24 protein-coding genes and 1 pseudogene are annotated in these 25,467 nt (G+C 54.6%); 16 read left to right on the top strand and 9 right to left on the bottom strand.

From position 1 onward, the window contains the following. Position 1 precedes the first annotated feature (1 nt). The 3 genes from recO to acpS all read left to right on the top strand — a co-directional run bounded on the left by recO (position 2) and on the right by acpS (position 1,909). Positions 2-709 (top strand): DNA repair protein RecO, encoded by a 708-nt coding sequence (gene recO, locus ACIPDS_RS19200; protein ID WP_400739217.1) that lies wholly within the window; start codon positions 2-4, stop codon positions 707-709. Positions 710-797: 88 nt separating this feature from the next. Beyond that, positions 798-1,529, top strand: coding sequence for a pyridoxine 5'-phosphate synthase (gene pdxJ, locus ACIPDS_RS19195; protein ID WP_400739214.1), 732 nt, complete (start codon positions 798-800; stop codon positions 1,527-1,529). Beyond that, positions 1,529-1,909, top strand: coding sequence for a holo-ACP synthase (acpS, locus tag ACIPDS_RS19190; RefSeq protein ID WP_400739211.1), 381 nt, complete (start codon positions 1,529-1,531; stop codon positions 1,907-1,909). Before pdxJ ends, acpS begins: the two co-directional genes overlap by 1 nt. Here the strand turns inward: acpS and ACIPDS_RS19185 are convergent. Both ACIPDS_RS19185 and ACIPDS_RS19180 read right to left on the bottom strand, forming a co-directional pair. Beyond that, positions 1,906-2,166, bottom strand: a complete 261-nt coding sequence (locus ACIPDS_RS19185; protein ID WP_153742357.1) for a YfhL family 4Fe-4S dicluster ferredoxin — start codon at positions 2,164-2,166, stop codon at positions 1,906-1,908. The two genes, acpS and ACIPDS_RS19185, sit on opposite strands and share 4 nt — an antisense overlap. Before the next feature lie 94 nt (positions 2,167-2,260). After that, entirely contained in the window at positions 2,261-3,109 is an 849-nt protein-coding gene (locus ACIPDS_RS19180) for a MurR/RpiR family transcriptional regulator (RefSeq protein ID WP_400739208.1), read from the bottom strand. A 224-nt stretch (positions 3,110-3,333) separates the two neighbouring features. On the opposite strand from ACIPDS_RS19180, the gene yfhb reads away from it, so the two are divergent. Both yfhb and tadA read left to right on the top strand, forming a co-directional pair. Further along, on the top strand, positions 3,334-3,969 hold the full coding sequence (yfhb, locus tag ACIPDS_RS19175) for a phosphatidylglycerophosphatase C (protein ID WP_400739205.1): 636 nt from the start codon (positions 3,334-3,336) through the stop codon (positions 3,967-3,969). 66 nt (positions 3,970-4,035) lie between these two features. Continuing rightward, on the top strand, positions 4,036-4,536 hold the full coding sequence (tadA, locus tag ACIPDS_RS19170; protein ID WP_400739202.1) for a tRNA adenosine(34) deaminase TadA: 501 nt from the start codon (positions 4,036-4,038) through the stop codon (positions 4,534-4,536). Between the two features lie 189 nt (positions 4,537-4,725). On the opposite strand, the gene mltF is transcribed toward tadA, so the two are convergent. After that, positions 4,726-6,264 (bottom strand): membrane-bound lytic murein transglycosylase MltF, encoded by a 1,539-nt coding sequence (mltF, locus tag ACIPDS_RS19165; RefSeq protein ID WP_400739199.1) that lies wholly within the window; start codon positions 6,262-6,264, stop codon positions 4,726-4,728. Between the two features lie 246 nt (positions 6,265-6,510). Here mltF and purL point away from each other — a divergent pair, with 246 nt between their 5' ends. The 5 genes from purL to glnB all read left to right on the top strand — a co-directional run bounded on the left by purL (position 6,511) and on the right by glnB (position 14,953). Further along, positions 6,511-10,398 (top strand): phosphoribosylformylglycinamidine synthase, encoded by a 3,888-nt coding sequence (gene purL, locus ACIPDS_RS19160; RefSeq protein ID WP_400739196.1) that lies wholly within the window; start codon positions 6,511-6,513, stop codon positions 10,396-10,398. 670 nt (positions 10,399-11,068) lie between these two features. Then, positions 11,069-12,505 (top strand): sensor histidine kinase, encoded by a 1,437-nt coding sequence (locus tag ACIPDS_RS19155; RefSeq protein WP_400739193.1) that lies wholly within the window; start codon positions 11,069-11,071, stop codon positions 12,503-12,505. A gap of 17 nt (positions 12,506-12,522) precedes the next feature. Beyond that, positions 12,523-13,221, top strand: coding sequence for a two-component system QseEF-associated lipoprotein QseG (gene qseG, locus ACIPDS_RS19150; protein WP_400739190.1), 699 nt, complete (start codon positions 12,523-12,525; stop codon positions 13,219-13,221). Next, a complete protein-coding gene (gene glrR / locus ACIPDS_RS19145) occupies positions 13,208-14,545 on the top strand; it encodes a two-component system response regulator GlrR (protein ID WP_166515969.1) in 1,338 nt (445 codons plus the stop codon). The genes qseG and glrR overlap by 14 nt, the downstream gene beginning before the upstream one ends. 69 nt (positions 14,546-14,614) lie before the next feature. After that, on the top strand, positions 14,615-14,953 hold the full coding sequence (glnB, locus tag ACIPDS_RS19140; protein ID WP_058913214.1) for a nitrogen regulatory protein P-II: 339 nt from the start codon (positions 14,615-14,617) through the stop codon (positions 14,951-14,953). A gap of 53 nt (positions 14,954-15,006) precedes the next feature. Here the strand turns inward: glnB and hmpA are convergent, their stop codons facing one another. Further along, positions 15,007-16,197, bottom strand: coding sequence for an NO-inducible flavohemoprotein (hmpA, locus tag ACIPDS_RS19135; RefSeq protein ID WP_400739186.1), 1,191 nt, complete (start codon positions 16,195-16,197; stop codon positions 15,007-15,009). A gap of 325 nt (positions 16,198-16,522) precedes the next feature. Between hmpA and glyA the strand changes: the two genes are divergently transcribed. After that, a complete protein-coding gene (glyA, locus tag ACIPDS_RS19130; protein ID WP_166515971.1) occupies positions 16,523-17,776 on the top strand; it encodes a serine hydroxymethyltransferase in 1,254 nt (417 codons plus the stop codon). A 137-nt stretch (positions 17,777-17,913) separates the two neighbouring features. Here the strand turns inward: glyA and ACIPDS_RS19125 are convergent, their stop codons facing one another. Next, positions 17,914-18,336: a DoxX family protein gene (locus tag ACIPDS_RS19125; protein ID WP_400739182.1), complete on the bottom strand. Its 423-nt coding sequence runs from the start codon at positions 18,334-18,336 to the stop codon at positions 17,914-17,916. An 86-nt stretch (positions 18,337-18,422) separates the two neighbouring features. On the opposite strand from ACIPDS_RS19125, the pseudogene ACIPDS_RS19120 reads away from it, so the two are divergent. Next, positions 18,423-18,503 (top strand): annotated as a pseudogene (locus tag ACIPDS_RS19120) (hypothetical protein); the annotation flags it as partial. Here the strand turns inward: ACIPDS_RS19120 and chiQ are convergent. Next, entirely contained in the window at positions 18,503-18,697 is a 195-nt protein-coding gene (gene chiQ, locus ACIPDS_RS19115) for a ChiQ/YbfN family lipoprotein (RefSeq protein WP_166515973.1), read from the bottom strand. The pseudogene ACIPDS_RS19120 and the gene chiQ overlap by 1 nt on opposite strands. A gap of 201 nt (positions 18,698-18,898) precedes the next feature. Here chiQ and ACIPDS_RS19110 point away from each other — a divergent pair, with 201 nt between their 5' ends. Further along, positions 18,899-20,035 (top strand): 3-phenylpropionate MFS transporter, encoded by a 1,137-nt coding sequence (locus ACIPDS_RS19110; RefSeq protein WP_400739178.1) that lies wholly within the window; start codon positions 18,899-18,901, stop codon positions 20,033-20,035. Here ACIPDS_RS19110 and csiE read toward each other — a convergent pair. Further along, on the bottom strand, positions 20,032-21,309 hold the full coding sequence (csiE, locus tag ACIPDS_RS19105) for a stationary phase inducible protein CsiE (protein WP_400739175.1): 1,278 nt from the start codon (positions 21,307-21,309) through the stop codon (positions 20,032-20,034). The genes ACIPDS_RS19110 and csiE overlap by 4 nt on opposite strands. Positions 21,310-21,425: 116 nt before the next feature. Between csiE and ACIPDS_RS19100 the strand changes: the two genes are divergently transcribed. Both ACIPDS_RS19100 and ACIPDS_RS19095 read left to right on the top strand, forming a co-directional pair. After that, on the top strand, positions 21,426-22,064 hold the full coding sequence (locus tag ACIPDS_RS19100) for a DUF1007 family protein (protein ID WP_400739173.1): 639 nt from the start codon (positions 21,426-21,428) through the stop codon (positions 22,062-22,064). Then, the gene (locus tag ACIPDS_RS19095) at positions 22,055-23,035 is read left to right on the top strand and encodes a nickel/cobalt transporter (protein WP_400739170.1); all 981 of its coding nucleotides are present in this window, start codon (positions 22,055-22,057) and stop codon (positions 23,033-23,035) included. Before ACIPDS_RS19100 ends, ACIPDS_RS19095 begins: the two co-directional genes overlap by 10 nt. Positions 23,036-23,097: 62 nt before the next feature. On the opposite strand, the gene ACIPDS_RS19090 is transcribed toward ACIPDS_RS19095, so the two are convergent. Both ACIPDS_RS19090 and suhB read right to left on the bottom strand, forming a co-directional pair. Further along, positions 23,098-23,526: an OsmC family protein gene (locus ACIPDS_RS19090; protein ID WP_400739167.1), complete on the bottom strand. Its 429-nt coding sequence runs from the start codon at positions 23,524-23,526 to the stop codon at positions 23,098-23,100. 136 nt (positions 23,527-23,662) lie between these two features. Beyond that, positions 23,663-24,466: an inositol-1-monophosphatase gene (gene suhB / locus ACIPDS_RS19085; protein WP_400739164.1), complete on the bottom strand. Its 804-nt coding sequence runs from the start codon at positions 24,464-24,466 to the stop codon at positions 23,663-23,665. 118 nt (positions 24,467-24,584) lie between these two features. Here suhB and trmJ point away from each other — a divergent pair, with 118 nt between their 5' ends. After that, positions 24,585-25,319, top strand: a complete 735-nt coding sequence (gene trmJ, locus ACIPDS_RS19080; protein ID WP_279216204.1) for a tRNA (cytosine(32)/uridine(32)-2'-O)-methyltransferase TrmJ — start codon at positions 24,585-24,587, stop codon at positions 25,317-25,319. Positions 25,320-25,467: the final 148 nt, after the last annotated feature.

Raw genomic sequence — 25,467 nt, 5'->3', positions numbered from 1 at the left:
GATGGAGGGCTGGCAGCGCGCATTTGTCCTGCATAGTCGCCCCTGGAGCGAAACCAGCCTGATGCTGGACGTCTTCACGGAAGAGTCGGGTCGCGTGCGCCTTGTGGCTAAAGGCGCACGTTCTAAACGCTCCAACCTCAAAGGCGCTCTTCAGCCCTTTACCCCTCTTTTAGTCCGCTTTGGCGGGCGCGGCGAAGTCAAAACGCTGCGCAGCGCGGAAGCCGTCTCGCTGGCATTACCATTAAGCGGTATCACGCTTTATAGCGGCCTGTACGTTAACGAACTCGTTTCCCGCGTCCTTGAACACGAAACCCGCTTCTCCGAACTCTTTTTCGATTATTTGCACTGTATCCAGACATTAGCTGGGGTGACTGGCTCGCCGGAACCGGCGCTGCGCCGCTTTGAACTGGCGCTGCTGGGGCATCTGGGTTATGGCATCGATTTCCTGCACTGCGCCGGCAGCGGGGAGGAGGTCGAAGAGACCATGACCTACCGTTATCGTGAAGAGAAAGGATTTATCGCCAGTGTGGTGATGGATAATAACACCTTTACCGGCCATCACCTGCGGGCGCTGGCGAATCGCGAGTTCCCGGACGCTGACTCACTGCGCGCCGCGAAACGCTTTACCCGCATGGCGCTAAAGCCTTATCTTGGAGGCAAGCCGTTAAAAAGCCGCGAATTATTTCGCCAGTTTGTACCGAAGCGGTAGCTGATATCACGCTCACCCGGCCCTCGCCCTTTGGGGAGAGGGCCGGGTGAGAGGAAAGAACACAAAAAAATAAAACTCGAGGATTGTCATGGCTGAATTACTGTTAGGCGTCAATATTGACCACATTGCCACCCTGCGTAACGCACGCGGCACCGCATACCCGGATCCCGTTCAGGCCGCTTTTATCGCCGAACAGGCCGGGGCGGATGGCATCACCGTGCATTTACGTGAAGACCGTCGCCACATCACCGACCGCGACGTGCGCATTCTGCGTCAGACGCTGGACACCCGTATGAACCTGGAAATGGCGGTCACCGAAGAGATGCTGGCTATCGCCTGTGAAACCAAGCCGCATTTCTGCTGCCTGGTGCCTGAAAAGCGCCAGGAAGTGACCACCGAAGGCGGGCTGGATGTAGCGGGACAGCTAGATAAAATGCGCGATGCCTGCAAACGTCTGGCCGATGCGGGCATTCTGGTATCGCTGTTTATCGATGCCGATAACGCCCAAATCAAAGCCGCCGCTGACGTTGGCGCTCCTTATATCGAAATTCACACCGGCTGCTACGCGGATGCCACCACCGACGCCGAACAGGCAAAAGAGCTGGATCGTATCGCGAAAGCCGCGACCTACGCCGCAAGCCTGGGCCTGAAGGTGAATGCCGGACACGGGCTGACCTATCACAACGTCAAAGCCGTGGCAGCATTACCGGAAATGCATGAACTGAATATTGGCCACGCCATCATTGGCCGTGCGGTAATGACCGGCTTGAAAGAAGCGGTTGCTGAGATGAAGCGCCTGATGCTGGAAGCGCGCGGCTAATGGCCATTCTAGGGTTAGGTACCGACATCGTCGAAATCGCCCGTATTGAAGCCGTGATTGCCCGCAGTGGCGATCGCCTTGCACGTCGTGTGCTTAGCGATAACGAATGGGCTATCTGGGAGACGCATCAGCAGCCGGTGCGTTTCCTGGCAAAACGCTTTGCGGTCAAGGAAGCGGCATCCAAAGCACTGGGCACCGGTATTCGCAACGGTCTGGCCTTTAATCAGTTTGAAGTTTACAACGATGAATTGGGCAAGCCGAAACTGCGTTTATGGGGAGAGGCGAAACTGCTGGCTGAACGGATGGGGGTTGCTCATATGCACGTGACGCTCGCCGATGAGCGCCACTACGCCTGTGCGACGGTGATCGTCGAAAGCTAGATTTTATCCGCGTGATGCATCTGGACAAACTTGTCCCACAGCTGCTCTTCGCTTTCCAGATGTGCCGGATCCTTTAAAATCGTATTGGGGATCGGGCACACTTTCTGACAGGTCGGCGTTTCGTAATGGCCGATGCATTCAGTACAGCGATCGCTGTTGATCTCATAGATGCTATCACCCATCGAAATGGCCTCGTTGGGACATTCCGGTTCACACATATCGCAGTTGATACATTTTTTGGTGATTAACAGCGCCATCAGGAAATTCTCAGCAAACGTAATAAACAGGGCGCGCATTATACGCTCATTTTCCACTCAGGCCATATCTTTTATGTGGTGATAGCACTGTCGATCAAACCAGCTTTTTCACCAACGCTTCGCTATGACGAATGCGCTCCGGGGCATTTTCCAGATCCTGCTGCACCAGCCCCATAAACAGTAAATCCGTGAGCATCATCTGCGCGCTGGTGGACGAGATAGCCGCGCTGCGCGTCGCCTGTTCTTCGGCGATGGTGTAGAGGCAGTGTGTTGCTTTCTGCTGCAGCGTATTAGGTGAGAATCCCGTAATCGCGAGCACTTTACCGCCAACCCGTAGCGTTTCATCCGCTGCCAGATTGATCTCGCGGCGGGCACCGGAATAGGAAATAGCCAGCAGCAAATCGTCCTTCGACATGGCCTGAACGGTCGCCAACAGGGCGTGCATATCCAGTTCAGAAACCGCATTTAAGCCGATTTTCATCAGCTTCCAGCTAAAATTGCGCGCCACCAGGCCTGATGCGCCGATTCCAGTCAGAATAATGCGCCGAGCGTTACGCAGCAGCGTGACCGTTTCCACCAGTTTGTCTTCGCTGTTAACGTCGAGCGAGGCGTGCATGGCCGCCACGTTATCTTTAATCAGTTTCTCGCCGACCAGACGTAGGGGATCATCGCCGCAAATCTGGTTATGCACCGGCACGGAGTGCGGATTGACGTTGCTGGCCAGCGCTTCACTTAAGGCCAGTTTCAGGGCTGGAAAACCTTTAAAACCGAGCTTCTGAGCAAATTTCACCACGCTGGATTGGCTCACCCCGGACTGGCTTGCTAGCTGCTGTGAGCTTAAGTGACGTGCTGCATCCGGCTGCGCCAGAATAAAATCCGCCAGCTTTCTGTCGCTTTGCGCCAGTTGGGGATAACGCTGACGTATACTGATTAAACAATTCATAACCACCTCTCGGGCAAAAATGGCAACGTCGTGCCCGTTAGTAATCTACGCGTTTGAAAGAATTATGTATTCTATTATAACGGAATAATTCGAATTAAATATTCCATCTAAGGTGAATAGCGTTGATTTTTCGCTAACTATCTGACGAATTGCCGTTGGGCGAAAGCCGACCATCAATCTGTTAACCTATAACCTGAACTGATAACGAATGACAGGAGTCTCTTTTGCCAAGCCATTCTCGCCATGTGGTATTTTTCGATCTTGATGGCACATTACATCAGCAGGATCTCTTCGGAGCATTTATCCGTTATTTACTGCGCCGCTTGCCGCTCAATATGCTGCTGGTATTGCCGTTGCTGCCGATTATCGGCGTCGCTATGCTGATAAAGGGACGTGCCGCACGCTGGCCAATGAGCGCGCTGCTGTGGGGCTGTACTTTTGCGCGCCGTGAAGCGACGCTCAATGCACTGGAAGCGAGCTTTATTATATGGTTCCGCGCGACGGTTACGCCGTTCCCGGTGGTACAGCAGCGTTTAGACAGTTACTTAAGCCGACAGGATGCCGATGTCTGGCTGATTACCGGATCGCCGCAGACGCTGGTCGAACGGGCTTACGGCGATGCGCCGTGGATGTCGCGCGTTAACTTAATTGGTAGTCAGATGCGTCGCGCCCTGGGTGGGCGTGTTTTATCCGTTCGCTGCCTGGGACATGAGAAAGTGGTACAGCTTGAACAGCGCTTAGGTACGCCGCTACGCCTTTACAGCGGTTACAGCGACAGTAAGCAGGATAACCCGCTTTTGTATTTCTGTGAGCACCGCTGGCGCGTCACGCCACGCGGTGAGCTGGAGCAGCTTGAATAAGCCTGCGCTGCTCTTTGATGAATATTGTGTATAATGCGCGGCGTTTTATCATCTGGAGTCCCCACGTTGTCTGACACTGAACTCAATCATGAATACTGGATGCGCCATGCGCTGATGCTGGCTAAACGCGCCTGGGATGAAGGGGAGGTGCCGGTGGGCGCCGTGCTGGTGCATAAAAACCAGGTGATAGGTGAGGGCTGGAACCGCCCGATTGGTCGACACGATCCCACGGCGCATGCGGAAATCATGGCGTTACGCCAGGGCGGCCTGGTGTTGCAAAACTATCGGCTTATCGATACCACGCTGTATGTAACGCTGGAACCTTGCGTGATGTGTGCTGGCGCCATGGTGCACAGTCGTATTGGTAATCTGGTGTTTGGCGCGCGTGATGCTAAAACCGGCGCCGCAGGTTCGTTAATTGACGTTTTACATCACCCTGGAATGAACCACCGGGTGGAGATTGCCGAAGGCGTGCTGGCGGACGAATGTTCAGCGATGCTGAGCGATTTCTTCCGCCACCGTCGTCAGCAGCAAAAAGCGTTAAAGCAGGCGGCAAAAAACGATTAATCGACGGGGCCAATCCCGGGGTCGGCGTAAACGCCTCGCCCGGGCTACAAGTTGAATCCTGCGGCACCGAATGACATTCCTTTGTAGCCCGGCCAAGCGCAGCGCCGCCGGGAGGTTTCCGTAGCCCCCTCTCCGCCAACTAAAACACTCACCGGCGATGCTGAGCATCAGGCATTTTTAAAAGACCATTTATTTGTTCGGCGAGAATCTCAGCAGCGACGGGTCGCCGTTGCTGTAATCGCTGCGGCGTAAAAACGAGAACAGGCCAAAGGCATTGTCGCCCTGATGCAGCTCATCTGGCGACACCGACGGGTAGGCCTCGGCAATCGCCTTCTCGTCCATTTCGCGTTTCTCTTTTTCCTGCAAATAGCCGACGAGGCTTATCTGGTACTTACGAATATTTTCGACGTAGGCGTAAGCTTCATGTCCACGGGCATAGCCGTAGGTGAGCTTGCTATACCACGGTTTCTGGCTCAATAAAGGCAGACGTTGCTTTACGTCGGCCCAGCTATCAGGATTGCCTTTTTGCTTAGCCGTAAGCGCCCGGGCATCGAGCATATGGGCATAGCCAAGATTATACGCCGCCAACGCAAACCAGATGCGTTCGCCTTGCGGTACGGTATCTGGAACTTTGTCCATCATATCTTTAATGTAACGCATCCCACCGCTGATGCTCTGCTCAGCGTCGGTGCGATCGGTTAACCCAAGACTTTGGGCCGTATTTTTCGTCAGCATCATCAGACCACGCACGCCGGTCGGGGAGGTGGCGAGGGGATCCCAGTGCGACTCCTGATAGGAAATCGCTGCCAGCAAACGCCAGTCAATCTCGCTGGCATACTTTTCAAACAACGGCTGCAAATCGGGCAACACGTTATCGACCGCGCGCAGGAATGAGCGCGTATCGACATAGTCAAAATCATCGCCATGCCCGAGATACTTTTCTTCAAGACGCGCGAGCGTACCGTCATCGTTAATATTATTGAAGAAGTCGAGCATCGCCGCAGAAAGCGTATTGTCATCATCCTGCAGGCTAAACCAGGTGACCGGCTGCTCATCGGTGATATCAAGCGCGACCGCCAGTTCAGGATGCACGCGCTGGAACAGACCGATAGCTACTGAATCCGCAATGGTGTAATCCAGCTTGCCATCGATAACGGCCTGCATTAGATCGACCGACGCGCGCTTATCATCCACGGTCCATGACAGGTCGGGATACTTCTTTTGTTTTAAATTGTGCAGATCGCTAATCACAACCTGCCCGGGTGCGACGGTGAGTTGGTTTGCGCCGATGTCACTCAGGCTTCGTGGCCGCGTGTTGCCCACGCGATAAACCAGCTGCTGCGATACGGAGTAGTAGGTCGGGCCTGGCTGATAGTCTTTGACCCGTTCGCTGTTATAGACCAGCCCCGCCGCCAGCATATCGACATTGTTATGGTCGAGGTCATCAAAAAGCTGGCTGATGTTCTGACGCACGGTGATTTTTAGCTTTACGCCAAGGTAATCCGCAAACTGCTGCGCCAGCTCATAATCGAGGCCGATATCTTTATCATTATAGGTACTGTAGGTCAGCGGAGAATGCACGGTACTGACGCGCAGCTCCCCCCGCTCCTGGATCGCGGCGATTCGGTTTTCTGGTTTACCAAACCAGGGAATGGAGGGCCATAGGGCCGCTGCCAGCAACAGCGTGACAACGCCGATGAGCAGATAATTAATCTTAAGTTTTTTCAAATAGTTAATTCGCCCAGATGTAAGTATAAATCCCTGACGACGTTACGGTTTGCTATAGATTGAGCGGCATTTTGCTTAACATTACGCCAGTTGGCAACTGATTCGAGAAGTAGGTCACACCTATTGGTAAAGCGCGCCGCTGATTTTATTTCGACGCAAACGGTTTCGTCGCGGCGCAGGATTCTCTATAATAGCGCCCGTTCTCCCCCCATTGCGCACACTGAAAGCTGAGAAGACGAGAGACTTATGATGGAAATTCTGCGTGGTTCGCCTGCACTGTCTGCATTTCGCATTAACAAACTGCTGACGCGTTTTCAGGCAGCCAACCTCCCGGTAAGCAATATATACGCTGAGTATGTCCATTTTGCCGACCTGGAAGCGCCGCTTAATGAAGAAGAGCGGGCCAGGCTTGTGCGACTGTTGCAGTATGGCCCAAGCCTAAGCAGCCATACGCCGAGCGGAAAACTGCTGCTCGTCACTCCCCGCCCTGGCACTATCTCTCCCTGGTCTTCAAAAGCTACCGACATCGCCCACAACTGTGGCCTACCGCAGGTTCTGCGTTTAGAACGCGGCGTCGCATACTATCTTGACGCGGCCAGCCTGACCGCTGAGCAGGTACAAGCCGTTGCCACAGAACTGCATGACCGAATGATGGAGAGCGTATTCGACTCTCTCGAAGATGCACAAAAACTGTTTGCTCATCATACGCCCGCACCGGTTGGCTGCGTTGACCTGCTAGGGCAGGGACGTCAGGCGCTGATTGACGCCAACATCCGCCTTGGCCTGGCGCTGGCTGATGATGAAATTGATTACCTGCAAGATGCGTTTAACAAACTGGGGCGCAACCCGAACGACATTGAGCTGTACATGTTCGCGCAGGCGAACTCCGAACACTGCCGTCATAAAATTTTCAACGCCGACTGGATTATCGACGGTCAACAACAGCCGAAATCGCTGTTTAAAATGATCAAAAACACCTTCGAAACCACGCCGGATCACGTGCTGTCAGCTTACAAAGATAACGCCGCCGTGATGGAAGGTTCCGAGGTAGGGCGCTACTTTGCCGACCACGCCACCGGTCGCTACGATTTCCATCAGGAGCCGACCCATATCCTGATGAAAGTGGAAACCCACAACCACCCGACGGCTATCTCGCCGTGGCCGGGTGCGGCAACCGGTTCTGGCGGTGAAATTCGTGACGAAGGTGCCACCGGGCGCGGAGCGAAGCCGAAAGCCGGTCTGGTAGGTTTCTCCGTATCCAACCTGCGAATTCCAGGCTTTGAACAGCCGTGGGAAGAAGATTTCGGCAAGCCGGATCGTATCGTCACCGCGCTGGATATCATGACCGACGGCCCGCTGGGCGGCGCGGCGTTCAACAACGAATTTGGCCGTCCGGCCTTAACCGGCTACTTCCGTACCTATGAAGAGAAAGTGAACAGCCACAACGGTGAAGAACTGCGCGGCTATCACAAGCCGATTATGCTGGCGGGCGGGATCGGCAACATCCGCGCCGATCATGTGCAGAAAGGCGAGATCGTCGTTGGCGCAAAACTGATCGTCCTCGGTGGCCCGGCGATGAATATCGGACTGGGCGGCGGTGCGGCCTCTTCAATGGCCTCCGGTCAGTCTGACGCTGACCTCGATTTTGCCTCAGTACAACGCGATAACCCGGAAATGGAACGCCGCTGCCAGGAAGTTATCGACCGCTGCTGGCAGTTGGGCGATGCCAACCCGATTCTGTTTATCCATGACGTTGGCGCAGGCGGCCTCTCAAACGCCATGCCGGAGCTGGTGAGCGATGGTGGGCGCGGCGGTAAGTTTGAACTGCGCGATATCTTAAGCGATGAGCCGGGCATGAGCCCGCTGGAAATCTGGTGTAACGAATCCCAGGAGCGCTACGTACTGGCGGTGTCCGCTGACCAGTTGCCGTTATTTGATGAACTGTGCAAGCGCGAACGTGCACCTTATGCGGTGATTGGTGAAGCGACCGAAGAGCTTCACCTTTCCATGAACGACCGTCATTTCGACAATCAGCCAATTGACCTGCCGCTGGACGTGCTGCTGGGCAAAACGCCGAAAATGACCCGCGACGTGCAGACGCTGAAAGCCAAAGGCGAGCAGCTGGCGCGTGAAAATATTTCGCTGGCCGATGCGGTGAACCGCGTATTGCACCTGCCAACCGTGGCGGAGAAAACCTTCCTTGTCACCATCGGCGACCGTACCGTTACCGGTATGGTTGCGCGTGACCAGATGGTTGGTCCGTGGCAGATTCCGGTGGCTAACTGTGCGGTCACTACCGCCAGCCTCGACAGCTACTACGGCGAAGCGATGGCGATTGGCGAACGTGCGCCGGTCGCTCTGCTGGACTTCGCGGCTTCCGCCCGCCTGGCGGTTGGCGAAGCGTTAACCAACATTGCCGCCACCCAGATTGGCGATATTAAACAGATTAAACTCTCCGCCAACTGGATGTCCGCCGCAGGACACCCTGGCGAAGATGCTGGCCTGTATGAAGCGGTCAAAGCGATTGGTGAAGAGTTGTGCCCTGAGCTGGGCCTGACTATTCCGGTTGGCAAAGACTCCATGTCGATGAAAACCCGTTGGCAGGAAGGCAACGAACAGCGCGAGATGACCTCACCGCTGTCGCTGGTGATCACCGCCTTTGCGCGTGTCGAAGACGTTCGCCACACCATCACGCCGGAGCTCTCAACCGAAGATAACGCCCTGCTGCTTATCGACCTTGGTAAAGGTCACAACACGCTCGGTGCGACTGCGCTGGCGCAGGTTTATCGCCAGTTGGGCGACAAGCCAGCAGATGTGCGTGACGTTGCGCAGTTGAAAGGTTTCTATGATGCCATTCAGGCGCTGGTGGCCGAGCGTAAGCTGCTGGCCTACCACGACCGCTCTGACGGTGGCCTGCTGGTCACCCTGGCAGAGATGGCGTTTGCCGGTCACTGTGGCGTCGACGCTGATATCGCTGCTTTGGGCGACGATCGTCTGGCGGCGCTGTTTACCGAAGAACTGGGTGCGGTGATTCAGGTTCGCGCAGCGGATCGTGAAGCCGTCGAGGCGATTCTGGTCGCCCACGGCCTGGCCGACTGTGTACATTATCTTGGTCAGGCGGTGGCGGGCGACCGCTTCACGTTGACCGCCAACGGTCAGCCGGTGTTCAGCGAAAGCCGCACCACGCTTCGTATGTGGTGGGCAGAAACCACCTGGCAGATGCAGCGTCTGCGTGACAACCCGGAATGTGCCGACCAGGAACATCAGGCAAAAGCTAACGATAACGACCCAGGCCTCAACGTGAAGCTGACCTTCGATATCAACGCTGACGTTGCAGCGCCGTATATCGCGACCGGTGCGCGTCCTAAAGTGGCTGTTCTGCGCGAGCAGGGCGTTAACTCCCACGTCGAGATGGCGGCAGCGTTCCACCGTGCAGGCTTTGACGCTATCGACGTGCATATGAGCGACCTGTTAGCGGGGCGTATCGGCCTTGATGCCTTTGATGCGCTGGTGGCGTGCGGCGGCTTCTCCTACGGCGACGTCCTGGGCGCGGGGGAAGGTTGGGCGAAATCGATTCTGTTCAACAACCGCGTACGTGATGAGTTTGCCACCTTCTTCCATCGTCCGCAGACGCTGGCATTGGGCGTGTGTAACGGTTGTCAGATGATGTCTAATCTGCGTGAACTGATCCCGGGCAGCGATCTGTGGCCGCGCTTTGTGCGCAACCATTCTGACCGCTTTGAAGCGCGCTTTAGCCTGGTTGAAGTGGCTTCCAGCCCATCGTTGCTGCTTTCCGGCATGGAAGGTTCGCGCATGCCAATCGCCGTTTCCCACGGTGAAGGCCATGTTGAAGTCCGTGACGCCGCTCATCTGGCCGCGCTGGAAAGCAAAGGTCTGGTGGCCCTGCGCTTTGTCGATAACTTTGGCAAGGTGACCGAAACCTATCCGGCTAACCCGAACGGTTCGCCGAACGGTATTACCGCGGTCACCAGCGAAAGTGGTCGCGTGACCATCATGATGCCGCACCCGGAACGTGTATTCCGCACGGTGGCTAACTCCTGGCACCCAGAAAACTGGGGCGAGGACAGCCCGTGGATGCGCATCTTCCGCAATGCGCGTAAACAGCTCGGCTAATCCGTTTATCTCCCACGCCAAAAGCCTCTTCTCGCAAGGGGCTTTTTTTATCGTGTATTCCTCTGAAGATCTGAACGCTGCGCGCCATCAGGCACGCTCGTGCAGATTGCCGGATGGCGGCTACGCCTTATCCGGCCTACACAATCGGTAGCCCGGGCGAACGCAGTGACCCCGGGATCGCTCAGGTGTCGGCAAATCCCGACAACACCGTTTTAGAGTGTCTCCAATAAGAGACATTTAATCGCATGATTTAAAAGGTATTTATTTTTAGGTAAAAGAGATGTTGCTATTTAGCGACACAAAGAACAAAAAACGCTCAAATACAACATGGTTGGTAATAGGTATATTTCCTATATTTTTCATTATGTTAATTTATTGTTTTGCAGAGTGGCACGCATTGTGCATAATATTAATCAGTGGCTCATTCACCTCCTTATGTCAGCCCCTTCGGGACGTGCTACATAAACTTCGAATGACGCACAACAAGGTGCCTGCCGTCCAGCAAATGATAATAGCGCTGCTTTATCAACCATCGGGCGAAACGTTGAGTTAGGCACCGCCTTATTCCAGCATAAAGCCGGGCTTCTGCCCGGCTTTATGCTTTCTGGCCTTTCCCTCGAAGATATCCTCAGTTAGCATTCCAGTATGTTGCTTTAAAGAGACACCTCCTTTGAAACGCCTCTCCCTTTTTCCTCGTTCGCTACGGCAACTGGTTACGCTGGCCTTCCTGTTAATTCTGCTGCCGCTGTTGGTGCTGGCCTGGCAGGCCTGGCAAAGTCTCAACATACTGAGCGCGCAGGCCGAGCAGACTAACCGCACCACGCTTATCGACTCCCGCCGCAGCGAAGCGATGGCCAACGTCGCGCTGGATATGGAACGGAGTTATCGTCAGTACTGCGTCCTTGATGACCCGACGCTAGCGAAGGTGTATCAAAATCAACGTAAGCGTTATGGTGAAATGCTGGAGGCGCACGCCGGTGTTCTGCCCGATGACGCGCTTTATCAGCGGTTACGGCAAAATTTGCAGGAACTGGCGAATCTGGATTGTACCAATAGCGGCCCGCAAAAAGCGGTCGCGGAAAATCTGGCGGCCTTCTCCAGCGCAAACGGTGAGCTGGTACAGGCGACGCGCACCGTGGTGTTTTCGCGTGGGCAGCAGCTTCAGCAGGCGATTGCCGAGCGCGGTCAATTCTTCGGCTGGCAGGCGCTGGTGCTGTTCCTGGTAAGCTTTGTGATGATGTTACTGTTTACCCGCATGATTATCGGCCCGGTGAAAGGCATTGAACGAATGATTAACCGGCTGGGAGAAGGGCAAACGTTGGAGGGGGAGTTGATGTTCCGGGGGCCGCGCGAACTGCGCTCGGTGGGGCAGCGTATTATCTGGCTCAGCGAACGACTCTCGTGGCTGGAGTCTCAGCGCCACCAGTTCTTGCGCCATCTCTCTCATGAACTTAAAACGCCCCTTGCCAGTATGCGTGAAGGTACTGAACTGCTGGCCGATCAGGTGGTTGGGCCGCTCAACGCGGAACAAAAAGAGGTGGTGGCGATTCTCGATAGCAGCAGCCGCAACCTGCAAACGCTGATTGAACAACTGTTGGACTACAATCGTAAATTGAGCGAAACCGCTATCCGAATGGAGCCGGTGACGTTAGCGCCGCTGGTTGAAATGGTGATTTCCGCGCACAGCCTCCCTGCACGGGCTAAAATGATGCACACGCGGACCGATTTACAGGCGCCCGCCTGCCTGGCAGAGCCGACGCTACTGATGAATGCGCTGGATAATCTTTACTCGAATGCGGTGCACTATGGCACTGAATCCGGTAACATTTATTTTCGTAGCACCCGGGAAGGTGCCAGGGTGATCATTGAGGTTATCAATACCGGAAAGGCTATCCCGGACGCAGAAAAATTAATGATTTTTGAGCCTTTTTATCAGGGCAGCCATCAACGCAAAGGTGCGGTGAAGGGAAGTGGTCTTGGGCTAAGTCTGGCGCGTGACTCTGTGCGCAAAATGCATGGCGAGCTCGTGCTTGTCGATACCCCGGACGGCAACGTCTGTTTTCGCATCGAACTTCCGGCCCCTGTGCTCGAAAAAACAATCACATGAATCAATATCGAGTGACTATGCGGCAATTTTTAGCACGAACAGGTCTGCGACAGCGGCCGTGGCGCGGCGGATTATTTGGCCTTGCCTGTCTGGTGCTGTCCGGCTGCAACACCACGTCGACGCCACACAATGCCGATTCCGGCGCGGGTGAAAATGAACCTCACCAGCAGGTGGCCGATTATTTGTCGACCGACTGCGACGATATCTGGTCGTTTGGCGGCGACGCGGCGGAAAATAATCCGCTCTATTGGCTACGCGGCATGGATTGCGGTGACCGCCTGGCGGCAGCTGAGGCCCGAGCGCGCGCCAACCAACTGACGGCTGCGACCTGGCAGCAGGCCTTCAAGCGCGGCATTCTACTGGCAAATGCCAAAATCACCCCCGGCGAGCGTCGGCGGATGGTGAACGAGATGGACACGCTCAGCGCGCAAATCCCGCTGCGAATTCGCCCCCTCTACCAGGTCTGGCGCGACGGGCAGGGGCTACAGCTCTCGCTGGCTGAAGAACGTCAGCGCTACACCAAATTACAGGAAACCCAGGATGCGCAGCTTGATGCGCTACGCTTGCAGCAGCAGGAATTACAGGGCGAATTGGATCTGACCACCCGGAAGCTGCAAAATCTGACGGACATTGAACGCCAGCTCTCCAGCCGAAAACCGGGAGCAGATATGTCCCACGGCAGTTCATCTGACGAGGATAAGCATGACGAACCGTAAACCCGCGCACCTGTTATTGGTCGATGATGATCCCGGCTTGCTAAAACTGCTGGGAATGCGCCTTTCTAGCGAAGGCTACCGGGTCGTGACGGCGGAAAGCGGTCAGCAGGGGCTTCGGGTGCTGGCGAAAGAGCGCATCGATCTGGTGATTAGCGACCTGCGCATGGATGAGATGGACGGCCTCCAGCTGTTTAGCGAAATTCAAAAAGCGCAGCCGGGTATGCCGGTTATCATCCTCACCGCTCACGGCTCAATACCCGATGCGGTCGCCGCGACTCAGCAGGGCGTGTTTAGTTTCCTGACTAAACCGGTTGATAAAGACGCGCTGTATAAAGCGATTGATGAAGCATTGGAACGCTCCTCTCCGGCGATGGACGAACAGTGGCGAGAAGCGATTGTCACCCGCAGCCCGCTGATGCTAAGGCTGCTGGAACAAGCGCAGATGGTGGCCCAGTCTGACGTGAGCATATTGATAAACGGTCAGAGCGGCACCGGTAAAGAGATTCTGGCACAGGCCATCCACAACGCCAGCCCGCGCCACGCCAAGCCATTTGTGGCTATCAACTGCGGCGCGCTGCCGGAACAATTGCTGGAGTCTGAACTGTTTGGTCATGCCCGTGGGGCGTTTACCGGCGCGGTAAGCCAGCGCGAAGGGCTATTTCAGGCCGCGGAAGGCGGCACGCTGTTTCTCGATGAAATTGGCGATATGCCCGCACCGTTGCAGGTGAAACTGCTGCGCGTGTTACAGGAGCGTAAAGTGCGTCCGCTGGGCAGTAATCGTGACCTGGATATAAACGTTCGTATTGTCTCCGCAACCCACCGTGACTTGCCTAAGGCGATGGCGCGCGGCGAGTTTCGTGAGGATCTTTTTTACCGTCTGAATGTTGTAAACCTCAAGATCCCAACGCTTGCCGAACGAACCGAAGATATCCCGCTGCTGGCAAACTACTTGCTGCGTCAGGCGGCCGATCGCCACAAGCCGTTCGTTCGCGCGTTTTCCACCGATGCCATGAAGCGGCTGATGGCGGCAAACTGGCCGGGTAACGTGCGTCAGTTAGTTAACGTTATCGAACAATGCGTGGCGCTGACCTCGTCGCCGGTGATCAGCGACGCGCTGGTTGAACAAGCGCTAGAAGGGGAAAATACGGCGCTGCCGACCTTCGTTGAAGCGCGCAATCAGTTTGAGCTCAACTATCTGCGCAAGCTACTGCAAATCACCAAAGGCAATGTCACTCATGCCGCCAGAATGGCCGGACGTAACCGTACCGAATTCTATAAATTGCTCTCGCGCCATGAACTGGACGCTAATGATTTTAAAGAGTAGCACCGTACATACGACTGATTTATGATACGGTGAGCAACCGGTTACGCGAAAAAAAACGACAGGAACACCATGAAAAAAATTGATGCGATTATTAAACCCTTCAAACTTGATGACGTCCGTGAAGCGCTGGCGGAAGTAGGTATAACGGGGATGACGGTAACGGAAGTGAAAGGCTTTGGTCGTCAGAAAGGTCACACCGAACTGTATCGTGGCGCGGAGTACATGGTCGACTTCCTGCCGAAGGTAAAAATTGAAATCGTGGTGAGCGACGATATCGTCGATACCTGCGTCGACACCATTATCCGCACCGCGCAGACCGGTAAAATCGGCGATGGCAAAATCTTTGTCTTTGACGTCGCGCGCGTAGTCCGTATTCGTACCGGCGAAGAAGACGACGCGGCTATCTAATCCGCGTCGTGCGTGTGTAGGCCGGATAAGCGCAGCGCCATCCGGCATCACAATTACAGGACTTTATGCGGGCCAAAACACTCGTAATGAATGTTCTCGTTCTTCACCCCTAATCCCACCAGCTGTTTGGCGGCAAATTGCATAAAGCCTACCGGGCCGCACAGATAAAACTGCATTGCCGGATCGCTGATTGCACCTTCCACCCGATTCAAATCCATCAGACCTGTACTCTCGAACGCGCCTTTTGCCTTATCGACCGCGGTAGGTTCTCGATACCAGGTGTGCGCGGTGAAGTGAGGCAATGAACGCCCCAGCTCGCTGACTTCATCGGCAAACGCATGTACATCACCGTTCTCTGCCGCGTGGAACCAGTTAACCTGAGCGGTGTGGTGATTCTTCGCCAGCGTATCGAGCATTGCCAGCATCGGCGTCTGGCCCACGCCTGCGGAAATCAGCGTAACCGGCGTTTGGTCTGCCACATCCATAAAGAAATCACCGGCTGGTGCCGCCAGATGGACGGTATCGCCTTCGCGCGCGTGATTATGCAGCCAGCTGGAGACCTGGCCGCCATCTTCACGTTTCACCGCAATGCGGTAGCCTTTGCCGTCTGGCTTGCGGGTCAACGAGTATTGACGGATTTCCTGGAATTCAAAATCTTCTGGCTTCAACCAGACGGCCAGATATTGTCCGGGACGATAGTCAGCAACCGGCTGACCGTCGACCGGCTCCATCTCGAAGCTGGTAATCAGCGCGCTACGCGGCGTTTTCTTCACTATGTGGAACGCTCTGGTGCCTTCCCAACCGCCCGTTTTACTGGCGCTTTCCTGATAAATCTGCGCTTCACGATTAATAAACACGCCCGCTAGTACGCCGTACGCTTTGCCCCATGCATCCAGCACTTCCTGGCCCGGGCTGAACATCTCATCCAGCGTCGCCAGCAGGTGAGCGCCTACGATGTCGTATTGCTCAGGTTTAATCTGGAAGCTGGTGTGCTTCTGGGCAATTTTTTCGACCGCTGGCAGCAGGGCTGGCAGGTTTTCAATATTGCTGGCGTAAGCGGCAATGGCGTTGAACAGCGCTTCACGCTGGTCGCCGTTGCGCTGGTTGCTCATATTGAAAATCTCTTTCAGTTCCGGGTTATGGGCAAACATCCGGTCATAAAAGTGGGCGGTAAGTTTTGGGCCGGTTTCGACCAGAAGTGGAATGGTGGCTTTTACGGTGGCGATGGTTTGAGCATCTAGCATGGCAGGCATCCTTTAAATGTTATCTATTGTTGCATGTTAAATGCATCTTATAAAAATACCCCCGCTTTGTAAATGGTTCTTTGTCATATTGCGTTAATGCAGTTACAACATGAATTATTCACATCACAATCCTGAAAAGAAATCCGTATGCCTGTGGAAGGTCTTTATTCCTCAACCCCTTGTATGGCTTGGAGGTAAACGTTTGCGTAATTTCGTTTGTCAAGACCTGTTATCGCACAACTAATCAGTTATACTGTTCGCCGTTGTCCCACAGGACTGCCTTTTTCAGGTCAAATTTTATTGTTAGCTGAGTCAGGAGATGCGGATGTTAAAGCGTGAAATGAACATTGCCGATTATGATGCCGAGTTATGGCAGGCTATGGAGCAAGAAAAAGTACGTCAGGAAGAGCACATTGAACTGATCGCCTCCGAGAACTACACCAGCCCGCGCGTCATGCAGGCGCAGGGCTCTCAGCTGACCAACAAATATGCTGAAGGTTACCCAGGCAAGCGCTACTACGGTGGTTGCGAATACGTTGATATCGTTGAGCAACTGGCTATTGATCGTGCCAAAGAACTGTTTGGCGCAGACTACGCTAACGTCCAGCCACACTCCGGTTCCCAGGCTAACTTCGCGGTTTACACCGCGCTGCTGCAGCCGGGCGATACCGTTCTGGGGATGAACCTGGCGCAGGGCGGTCACCTGACCCACGGTTCCCCGGTTAACTTCTCCGGTAAGCTGTATAACATCGTGCCTTACGGTATCGATGAATCCGGTAAGATTGACTACGAAGACATGGCTAAGCAGGCGCAGGAACACAAGCCGAAAATGATCATCGGTGGTTTCTCTGCTTATTCCGGCGTGGTTGATTGGGCAAAAATGCGTGAAATCGCTGACAGCATCGGCGCATATCTGTTCGTGGATATGGCACACGTTGCCGGTCTGATTGCCGCAGGCGTCTACCCGAACCCAGTTCCACACGCTCACGTTGTGACCACCACCACTCACAAAACCCTGGCGGGCCCACGCGGTGGCCTGATCTTGGCAAAAGGTGGCGATGAAGAGCTGTACAAAAAACTGAACTCCGCCGTGTTCCCAAGCGCGCAGGGTGGCCCACTGATGCACGTTATCGCGGCAAAAGCGGTGGCGCTGAAAGAAGCGATGGAGCCAGAGTTCAAAGTTTACCAGCAGCAGGTAGCGAAAAACGCCAAAGCGATGGTAGAAGTGTTCCTGAACCGTGGTTACAAAGTGGTTTCTGGCGGTACTGAAAACCACCTGTTCTTGCTGGATCTGGTCGACAAAAACCTGACCGGTAAAGAGGCCGATGCCGCACTGGGCCGCGCAAACATTACCGTCAACAAAAACAGCGTACCAAACGATCCTAAGAGCCCGTTTGTCACCTCCGGGATCCGTATCGGATCGCCTGCGGTAACACGTCGTGGCTTTAAAGAAGCGGAAGTGAAAGAGCTGGCTGGCTGGATGTGCGACGTGCTGGACAACATCAATGATGAAGCCAACATTGAGCGTATCAAAGCGAAAGTGCTGGATATCTGCGCACGCTTCCCGGTTTACGCGTAATCGCTAACCGTAAGATGCAAAAAAGGCCGCGAAAGCGGCCTTTTTTATGGCTTGTAAAATGTAGCCCGGGCAAGGCGTTTACGCCGCCCCCGGGGCTGTTCCCGGCGTCGCTGCGCTCGGCCGGGCTACTTTTTGTTTTAACGTCTATCCAGCGAAATTCTTCCCGGCCCGACAATCGCCAGCAGCAGGAAACCGCCTGCAATACTGATGTTTTTATAGAAGTTAATCATATTCGGCATCACCGCATCACCGGTCATATCCCAGTAATGGTGCCCGATAACGGCCGTCCCCAGGGTGTAGAAAACAAAAATCACCGCCAGCGGACGCGTAAAGAAGCCGAGGATTATCAGAATCACCGCCGGAACCTCCATCACAATGGCAATAATCGCTGCCAGCGAAGGCATCGGCGCGCCCGTTGATGCCATATATTGCACCGTCCCGTCGAAGTTGAGCATTTTGGGATAGCCGGAGAGGATAAACAGCAGCACGAGGGCGATACGCGCGATGAGCAACATGAGGTCGCGTGATGCGCCAAAATCAAAATAACGGATTGAGTTCATGTGAATGCCATTGGGTAAGTACGTGTGATTTAAACGTAATACACAATTTTACGAACCGCCACACCAGGCAAATAATTCCGTTTTCGGGATGGGCGCATGGCTTAACTTTGATGCCCGGTTATATGAATAATTTTAATACCGGGCAGGTGGTTTTTCGGCCAGACGCTCAGCGCGAGGCTTTGAGGATCGGATCGCACTTTGCGCTGCTGGCCTGACCGTTACCGCTGATGGACGCCTGAATACATTCCTGATAATCCAGCGATGAGACGGTTTCATTGCCATTGTGCGTCTGCGGCGACGGCGGGTTATTCGCGCAACCTGCCAGCGTAAAAATAACGATGAGAGAGAACAAAGATTTCATGCTTATTCCTGATTAGGGATATTCGTGCTGACAGTGTGCCCCGACGCCCAATAATGGGCAGTAACCAATTGTGCCTATGAATCGACGTGGTCGGCTGAGTAAAGGTGATGTACATCACATTTATTTGCTAAGCCAGAAGGTTAATGCTCATCAGAGTATGGTGTGAGTCAGTAAACTATCGTCTCCATAACGGGAGGACCCATGGTTTTGCACTCCACGCGCTGGCTGGCGCTCAGCTATTTTACCTACTTCTTTAGCTACGGTATTTTTCTGCCTTTCTGGAGCGTCTGGCTCAAAGGCGCGGGGCTAACACCTGAAACCATCGGAATGTTATTAGGCGCAGGGCTGGTGGCCCGTTTTCTCGGCAGTCTGCTTATCGCGCCGCGTGTCAGCGACCCCTCCAGGCTCATTCGCGTGCTGCGCATTCTGGCGCTGATGACCTTACTGTTCGCGCTGATGTTCTGGGCCGGAACCCACGTGGCCTGGCTGATGGTGGTGATGATTGGCTTCAACCTTTTCTTCTCGCCGCTCGTACCGCTAACGGATGCGCTGGCAAATACCTGGCAAAAACAGATAACCATGGACTATGGTCGGGTGCGGCTGTGGGGCTCCATCGCTTTTGTGATAGGTTCCGCGCTGACCGGCAAACTGGTGAGCCTCTACGGCTATCAGGCGATTTTGCTGATGCTAAGCCTCGGTATCGCCTCTATGCTGTTGGGCATGTTGCTAAAACCGTCGGTGATGCCGCTGGGGGAATCTCGCCATCAGGAGTCCGTCGGTTGGTTGGCCTGGCGTCGCCTGGTCTCGCTCAACTGGCGTTTTCTGGCCTGCGTCAGTCTGTTGCAAGGCGCGCACGCCGCCTATTATGGCTTCAGCGCCATTTATTGGGAGGGGGCAGGATATTCGGCGTCAGCGATTGGTTATTTATGGTCGTTAGGCGTCGTGGCGGAAGTGGTGACGTTTGCGCTCAGCAAAAAAGTTTTCCGCCGCTTCAGCGCCCGCGACCTGCTCTTACTGTCGGCGGTTTGTGGCGTGATTCGCTGGGGGCTGATGGGCTGGAGTACAAGCCTGCCGTGGCTGATACTGATCCAGATTCTTCACTGCGGAACCTTCACCGTCTGCCATCTGGCGGCGATGCGCTATATTGCGGCGCGTCAGGGCAGTGAGGTGATCCGCCTTCAGGCCGTCTACTCGGCGGTGGCAATGGGCGGCAGTATCGCGGTGATGACCATGTTCTCCGGTTTCCTCTACCAGCATCTGCATCAGGGGCTGTTCTGGGTGATGGCGCTGGTGGCGCTTCCGGCGGTGGTATTGCGGCCGAAAGCGGTGACGAGTTAAGTCTCCAGTATTTTGCAAATATGCTGCTGTTGATGCTCGCTGAGCGGCTGTTCGGCATGGATCAGCGGCGGCGAGAACAGCGGCAGGGCGATGGCATAGGGCGAAATGATGAGCGTGCTGTCTTTCGGCGCACCCTCTGTCTGAAACGTTTGTGCCGCCAGATACTTCACGTTAAGCGGCAGCAGGGTCAGCTCCCGCAGCTGCTGCTCAATTTCTTGCTCAAGGGCGGGATTATCACCGGTCAATAACACCACCTGTTTTTCATGTAATTCACTCTCCCGCATAAGACCGGCGCCAAAAATCACCGCAATCAAGGCCACCTCGTTATCGCTAAAGCGCAGGGCAAATCGGGCCTCAAAATCGGTAAGCGCCTCACGGGTGGTACGGATCAGGCGGGGATAGAGATGGTGGATCTCCTCCGGCAGGTTGTTATCAATCCCGATGTTAAAAACACAGCGATTGAGCGCCTGCGAGAGATGGACATAAAGATGATTATGCAGGCTCTGCTCGTCGGTAAAGCGGCAGCCTGCGCGCTCGCCAAAATGGTCAACAAGACGTGAAACCGCCAGATGGAGCTGCCGGTCCTGGTCGCGGCCGTCATAGTGCGGGTTGGGTATCCTGAGCAGCATAAAGAGCAACGCAAGAAAATGCTGCTCGTTGGGATTTGGCGTCTGCATCACGCGTCGCTGCCAGTGACGGACGATATCGGCCGATATCTGATACTCCATCGTCGATTGGGTCCAGGCACTTTGCAGCACGCTGAACTCTGGGCTTAGACCCTGATGATGCTGCAAAAGACAATACTGGAGGTAGAGGCGTAAAAATTGCCCGTCCCGGGACTCAAACTCGCGCTGTAACCCACGCGCGCAGCGATTGACCAGCGCCTCCAGATTGGTTTCGTCATACAGTGTCCGGGCAATTTTGAGCTGTTTGAGCTGCGTTTTGATGGCCGGTGTAAAATGATGGGCGACGAAATGCGGGCACAGGCGCAACGCGCGGCGCAGCCAGTGCAGTAAGCACAGACGCTGGTCGAGGTGGGTGCCTTCAATCCGATAGCAGCCATTCGCCAGGGTGGCGATCGCCAGACGATGGTAACGCTCGATCTCCAGGCCGGCATCAACGAGATCTTGCCGGACGGTTGAAACATCGACATTATTCACTTTGCCAATGTATTCCGGCGTAATGGAATGTCCTGGGAGATACAGCATCAGCAGCGCCTGGCAGCGGCGCTGCGGACTGGAAAGCACAGATGGGGTTTCAAGTACGCTCATCATCTGATGTCATCCAGTAGCAGGTAGTAGCAATAAGCGTAGACAAAAGATAACGACAGCAAATGGGCTTTCGCTAAGGAATGCTGGCGGCGGTCACAGAATTTTTCACTGAGGAACGGATGAAGAGAGTGAAACAATGCGTGGTTCTGGTGTTTCTTGCGGTTTTATCGCTAAGTGTCCGCGCTCACCCGCACAGTTTTATCACCATCACCAACCAACTGGTGGTCAGCGACGGTCAACTCACCAGCATGAAAATGCGCTGGGTGATGGACGAATTAACCTCAGCCGATCTGTTGTATGACGCGGGTAATGCGAAGCCGGGCGATGAAGTGTGGAAGAAGCTGGCGGCAGAAGTGATGGCCAACGTTCTGGGGCAGCATTATTTCACCGAATTCTGGCATAACGGTAAAAAAGTGAAGTTTGAGAATTTGCCAACGGCCTATGGTCTCGCGCGGCAGGGGCATCAGGCGGTATTAACCTTTACCTTACCGCTGGCGACGCCGCAAACGCTTGCCGGGCAAACCTTCACGTTCTCGACCTTCGATCCAACCTACTATGTCGATATGAGCTACGAGAAGGAAGACGATGTTGCCTTTGCTCCTGATTTTACCGGCGCATGTAAAGTCAGCGTTCATACGCCAAAACCTAATGAAGATATGCTCTCCTACGCGCAGTCGCTCGATAAAGAAGATGCGCCGGAAGAAGATATGGAGCTGGGTAAACAGTTTGCCCAGAAGGTGACCGTACAATGTCAGTGATTTCCGTGAGCAGACGCCCTTCACGCCGTTGGTTACAGCTGTGGCCGCTGGTGCTGTTTTTTGTTGCCGCGCTGGTCGGTCTGCTGTGGCTTTGGCAATTCTGGCCGCAGGTGATGATTAAAAGCGTTATCTGGCAGCGTGAAGTCAACCAGCAGATGAGCGGCCTGTTACAGGCGGTGGCGGAAAATCCCGGGCAGGCGGGCGGCGCACTATTACTGTTTAGTTTCGTCTATGGCGTGCTGCACGCGCTGGGGCCAGGACATGGTAAAGTGGTCATCGCCACCTGGCTTGCGACTCATCCCTCAAAATTAAAATCGAGCATTGCTTTGACGCTGGCGGCCTCTTTATTACAAGGACTCGTCGCCATCGGTCTGGTGGTTGTGGTGCTTACCCTTTTGCAACTTCCCGCGCGTCAGCTGCATTTAAGCAGCTTCTGGTTAGAGAAGGGGAGTTACGCGCTGGTGGGCGTACTTGGGTTACTGCTGTGCTGGCGAGCGGTGAAAAGATTGCGCGCGCTATTACGCAAACCAAAATTCACCGCGTTTACGCCGCACCATGTTCATCATTATGGCTGTGGTTGTGGACACCAGCACATGCCCAATCCTGAGCAGTTGCGAGAAGGCGACGACTGGCGTGCCAGAACGATTGTCGTACTGTCGATGGGAATGCGCCCGTGCTCCGGGGCAATTATGGTGTTGTTGTTTAGTAAAGTGATTGGCGTCTTTACCTGGGGAGTCGTTTCGGCGCTGGCGATGGCAGCGGGAACATCATTGACCATTACCTCTCTGGCGCTGCTGGTACATACGTTCCGAACGCTTGCGGTAAAACTCGGTGGTCAAAAAACGCCGGTACTGTGGCGACAGATTGGCTGGAGTACGCTGGCTTTAGCCGGGGGCGTGATTTTAGTGGTGGCGGCAGTGGTAATGTGGGGCAGTGCGGTGCCTGTGTCTCGAGGACTCAGGGCATTCTGACGTCGGGCTAAAAGTGATTGCGGGACACCGAAAGTGGCCCGCAATAGAGCGCCTGGAATGAATTAATTCAGCTTATAGTCCAGGGTGATTTCTGCTTTCAATAGCTGCGATACAGGGCAACCCGCTTTCGCTTTCTGGATAATGCCATCGAACTGTTTTGGATCAATACCCGGGACTTTGACCTGGCTTTGCAGCGCAATTTTGGTGATAGCAAAACCGCCATCTTTCTTATCGAGCGAAACATCCGCGGTGGTATCAATGGTATCGGCGGTGTAACCCGCCTCGCCCAGCATCAATGACAGCGCCATTGAGAAACAAGCCGCATGAGCCGCACCGATAAGCTCCTCCGGGTTGGTACCCTTCGCGCCTTCAAAACGGGTGTTAAAGCCGTAAGGTTGCTGGTTAAGAACGCCACTTTCGGTAGAGACCGTTCCTTTTCCGTGTTTGATATCGCCTGACCAGTGCGCTGAACCGTGCTTATGAATTGTCATCCTCGTTCTCCTTTTGGCTTACAAAAGGTTAAGTATAGACGACGGATTCAGGCGTAACGCGAATCGAGATAATTCTGGGGAAGGGGCAAAAAAAAGAGGCTCGTGAACGAGCCTCTTTGTGATCTGTTGTCTGGACTTAGCGCTTGAGCGCTTCGCTCAGTTCATCACGCATGTTTGCCAGCATGGATTTCACGACACGTGGGTTACCTGCAACGATGTTGCCGGTCATCATGTAGTTGTGGCCGCCGGTAAAGTCGCATACCAGTGCGCCAGCTTCACGAGCGATCAGTTCGCCTGCGGCGAAATCCCAAGGTTTCAGGCCAATTTCGAAATAACCGTCAACGCGTGCGGCAGCCACGTAGGCCAGATCCAGCGCAGCAGAACCTGAACGGCGGAAGTCCGCGCATTCGGTAAACATATTGCCGAGCATTTTCATATAAGCAGGAGCGTGTTGCTTCGCTTTGAACGGGAAGCCGGTGGCGATAATGGTGCCATCGAGGTCGCGAGCGATGCTGCCACGCAGACGGTAACCGTTAAGCTGTGCGCCCTGACCGCGAGTGGCGGTGAACAGTTCGTTACGCATCGGATCGTAAACAACGGCGACTTCAGTACGGCCTTTAATGCGTACTGCGATAGATACCGCGAAGTGCGGCAGGCGTTTGATAAAGTTGGTGGTGCCATCCAGTGGATCGATAACCCATTGAACATCCTGATCTTCGCCAACATGTTCACCGCTTTCTTCGGTGATAATGGTGTGTTGCGGGTAAGATTTGCGGATTGTTTCGATAATAATCGCTTCGGCGGCTTTATCGACGTTAGTCACGAAATCGTTACTGCCTTTCTGGCTCGTTTCAACAGAGTCAGGCGTTTCATAGTGTTTGGCAATTACATTACCCGCCTTGCGCGCTGCGCGCACGGCGATGGTCAGCATCGGATGCATCGGTCTCTCTCACTGGATGTTAAAGAACGGGAAAACGGCGCAGAGTATAGCAGCGAGAACAGAACATGTCTCCGTTTTATGATAATATGGCTGAATAATCTTTAGACGAAGACAGACAATGCTGCAAAATATTCGAATCGTGCTGGTTGAAACCTCTCACACCGGCAACATGGGCTCCGTTGCCCGCGCTATGAAAACCATGGGCTTAACTAACCTGTGGCTGGTTAATCCACTGGTCAAACCCGACTCGCAGGCCATCGCGCTGGCGGCGGGCGCCAGTGATGTGATTGGTAATGCGCAAATCGTCGACACACTCGACGAAGCGCTGGCCGGATGTAGTTTGGTGGTCGGCACCAGCGCGCGTTCTCGCACGCTGCCGTGGCCGATGCTCGATCCGCGCGAATGCGGCCTGAAAAGCGTTTCAGAAGGTGCTCATGCGCCGGTTGCGCTGGTATTTGGTCGCGAGCGCGTAGGCCTGACCAACGATGAATTGCAGAAGTGCCACTACCATGTGGCGATTGCCGCCAACCCTGAATACAGCTCGCTGAACCTGGCGATGGCGGTGCAGGTGATTGCTTATGAAGTGCGGATGGCCTGGCTGGCAACGCAGGAAAGCGATGCGCCGGTGGTTGAGCAAGAAGAAACCCCGTATCCGCTGGTGGACGATCTGGAACGTTTCTACGGCCATCTTGAGCAGACGCTGCTGTCTACCGGCTTCATCCGTGAAAACCACCCGGGACATGTTATGAGCAAGCTGCGCCGCATGTTCACCCGCGCGCGCCCGGAAAGCCAGGAGCTGAATATCCTGCGTGGGATTCTGGCGTCGATTGAGCAGCAGAATAAAGGCAAGTAACCGCGTTAATGCCGGACGGCGCTTTGCTTATCCGGCCTACGGGCCACGCGATTTGTAGGCCGGATAAGCAAAGCGCCATCCGGCAAACCCATATCGCACGGAACGCCAAATACCTGACTAATTTAGTCAAGTAAATAGTTGACTGTTT

This window comes from Kluyvera sp. NPDC087067 (genome assembly GCF_044745165.1).
Lineage (GTDB): Bacteria > Pseudomonadota > Gammaproteobacteria > Enterobacterales > Enterobacteriaceae > Kluyvera.
The sequence above is the reverse complement of the archived record's forward strand: the minus strand, read 5'-3'. Positions and strand labels throughout refer to the sequence as shown.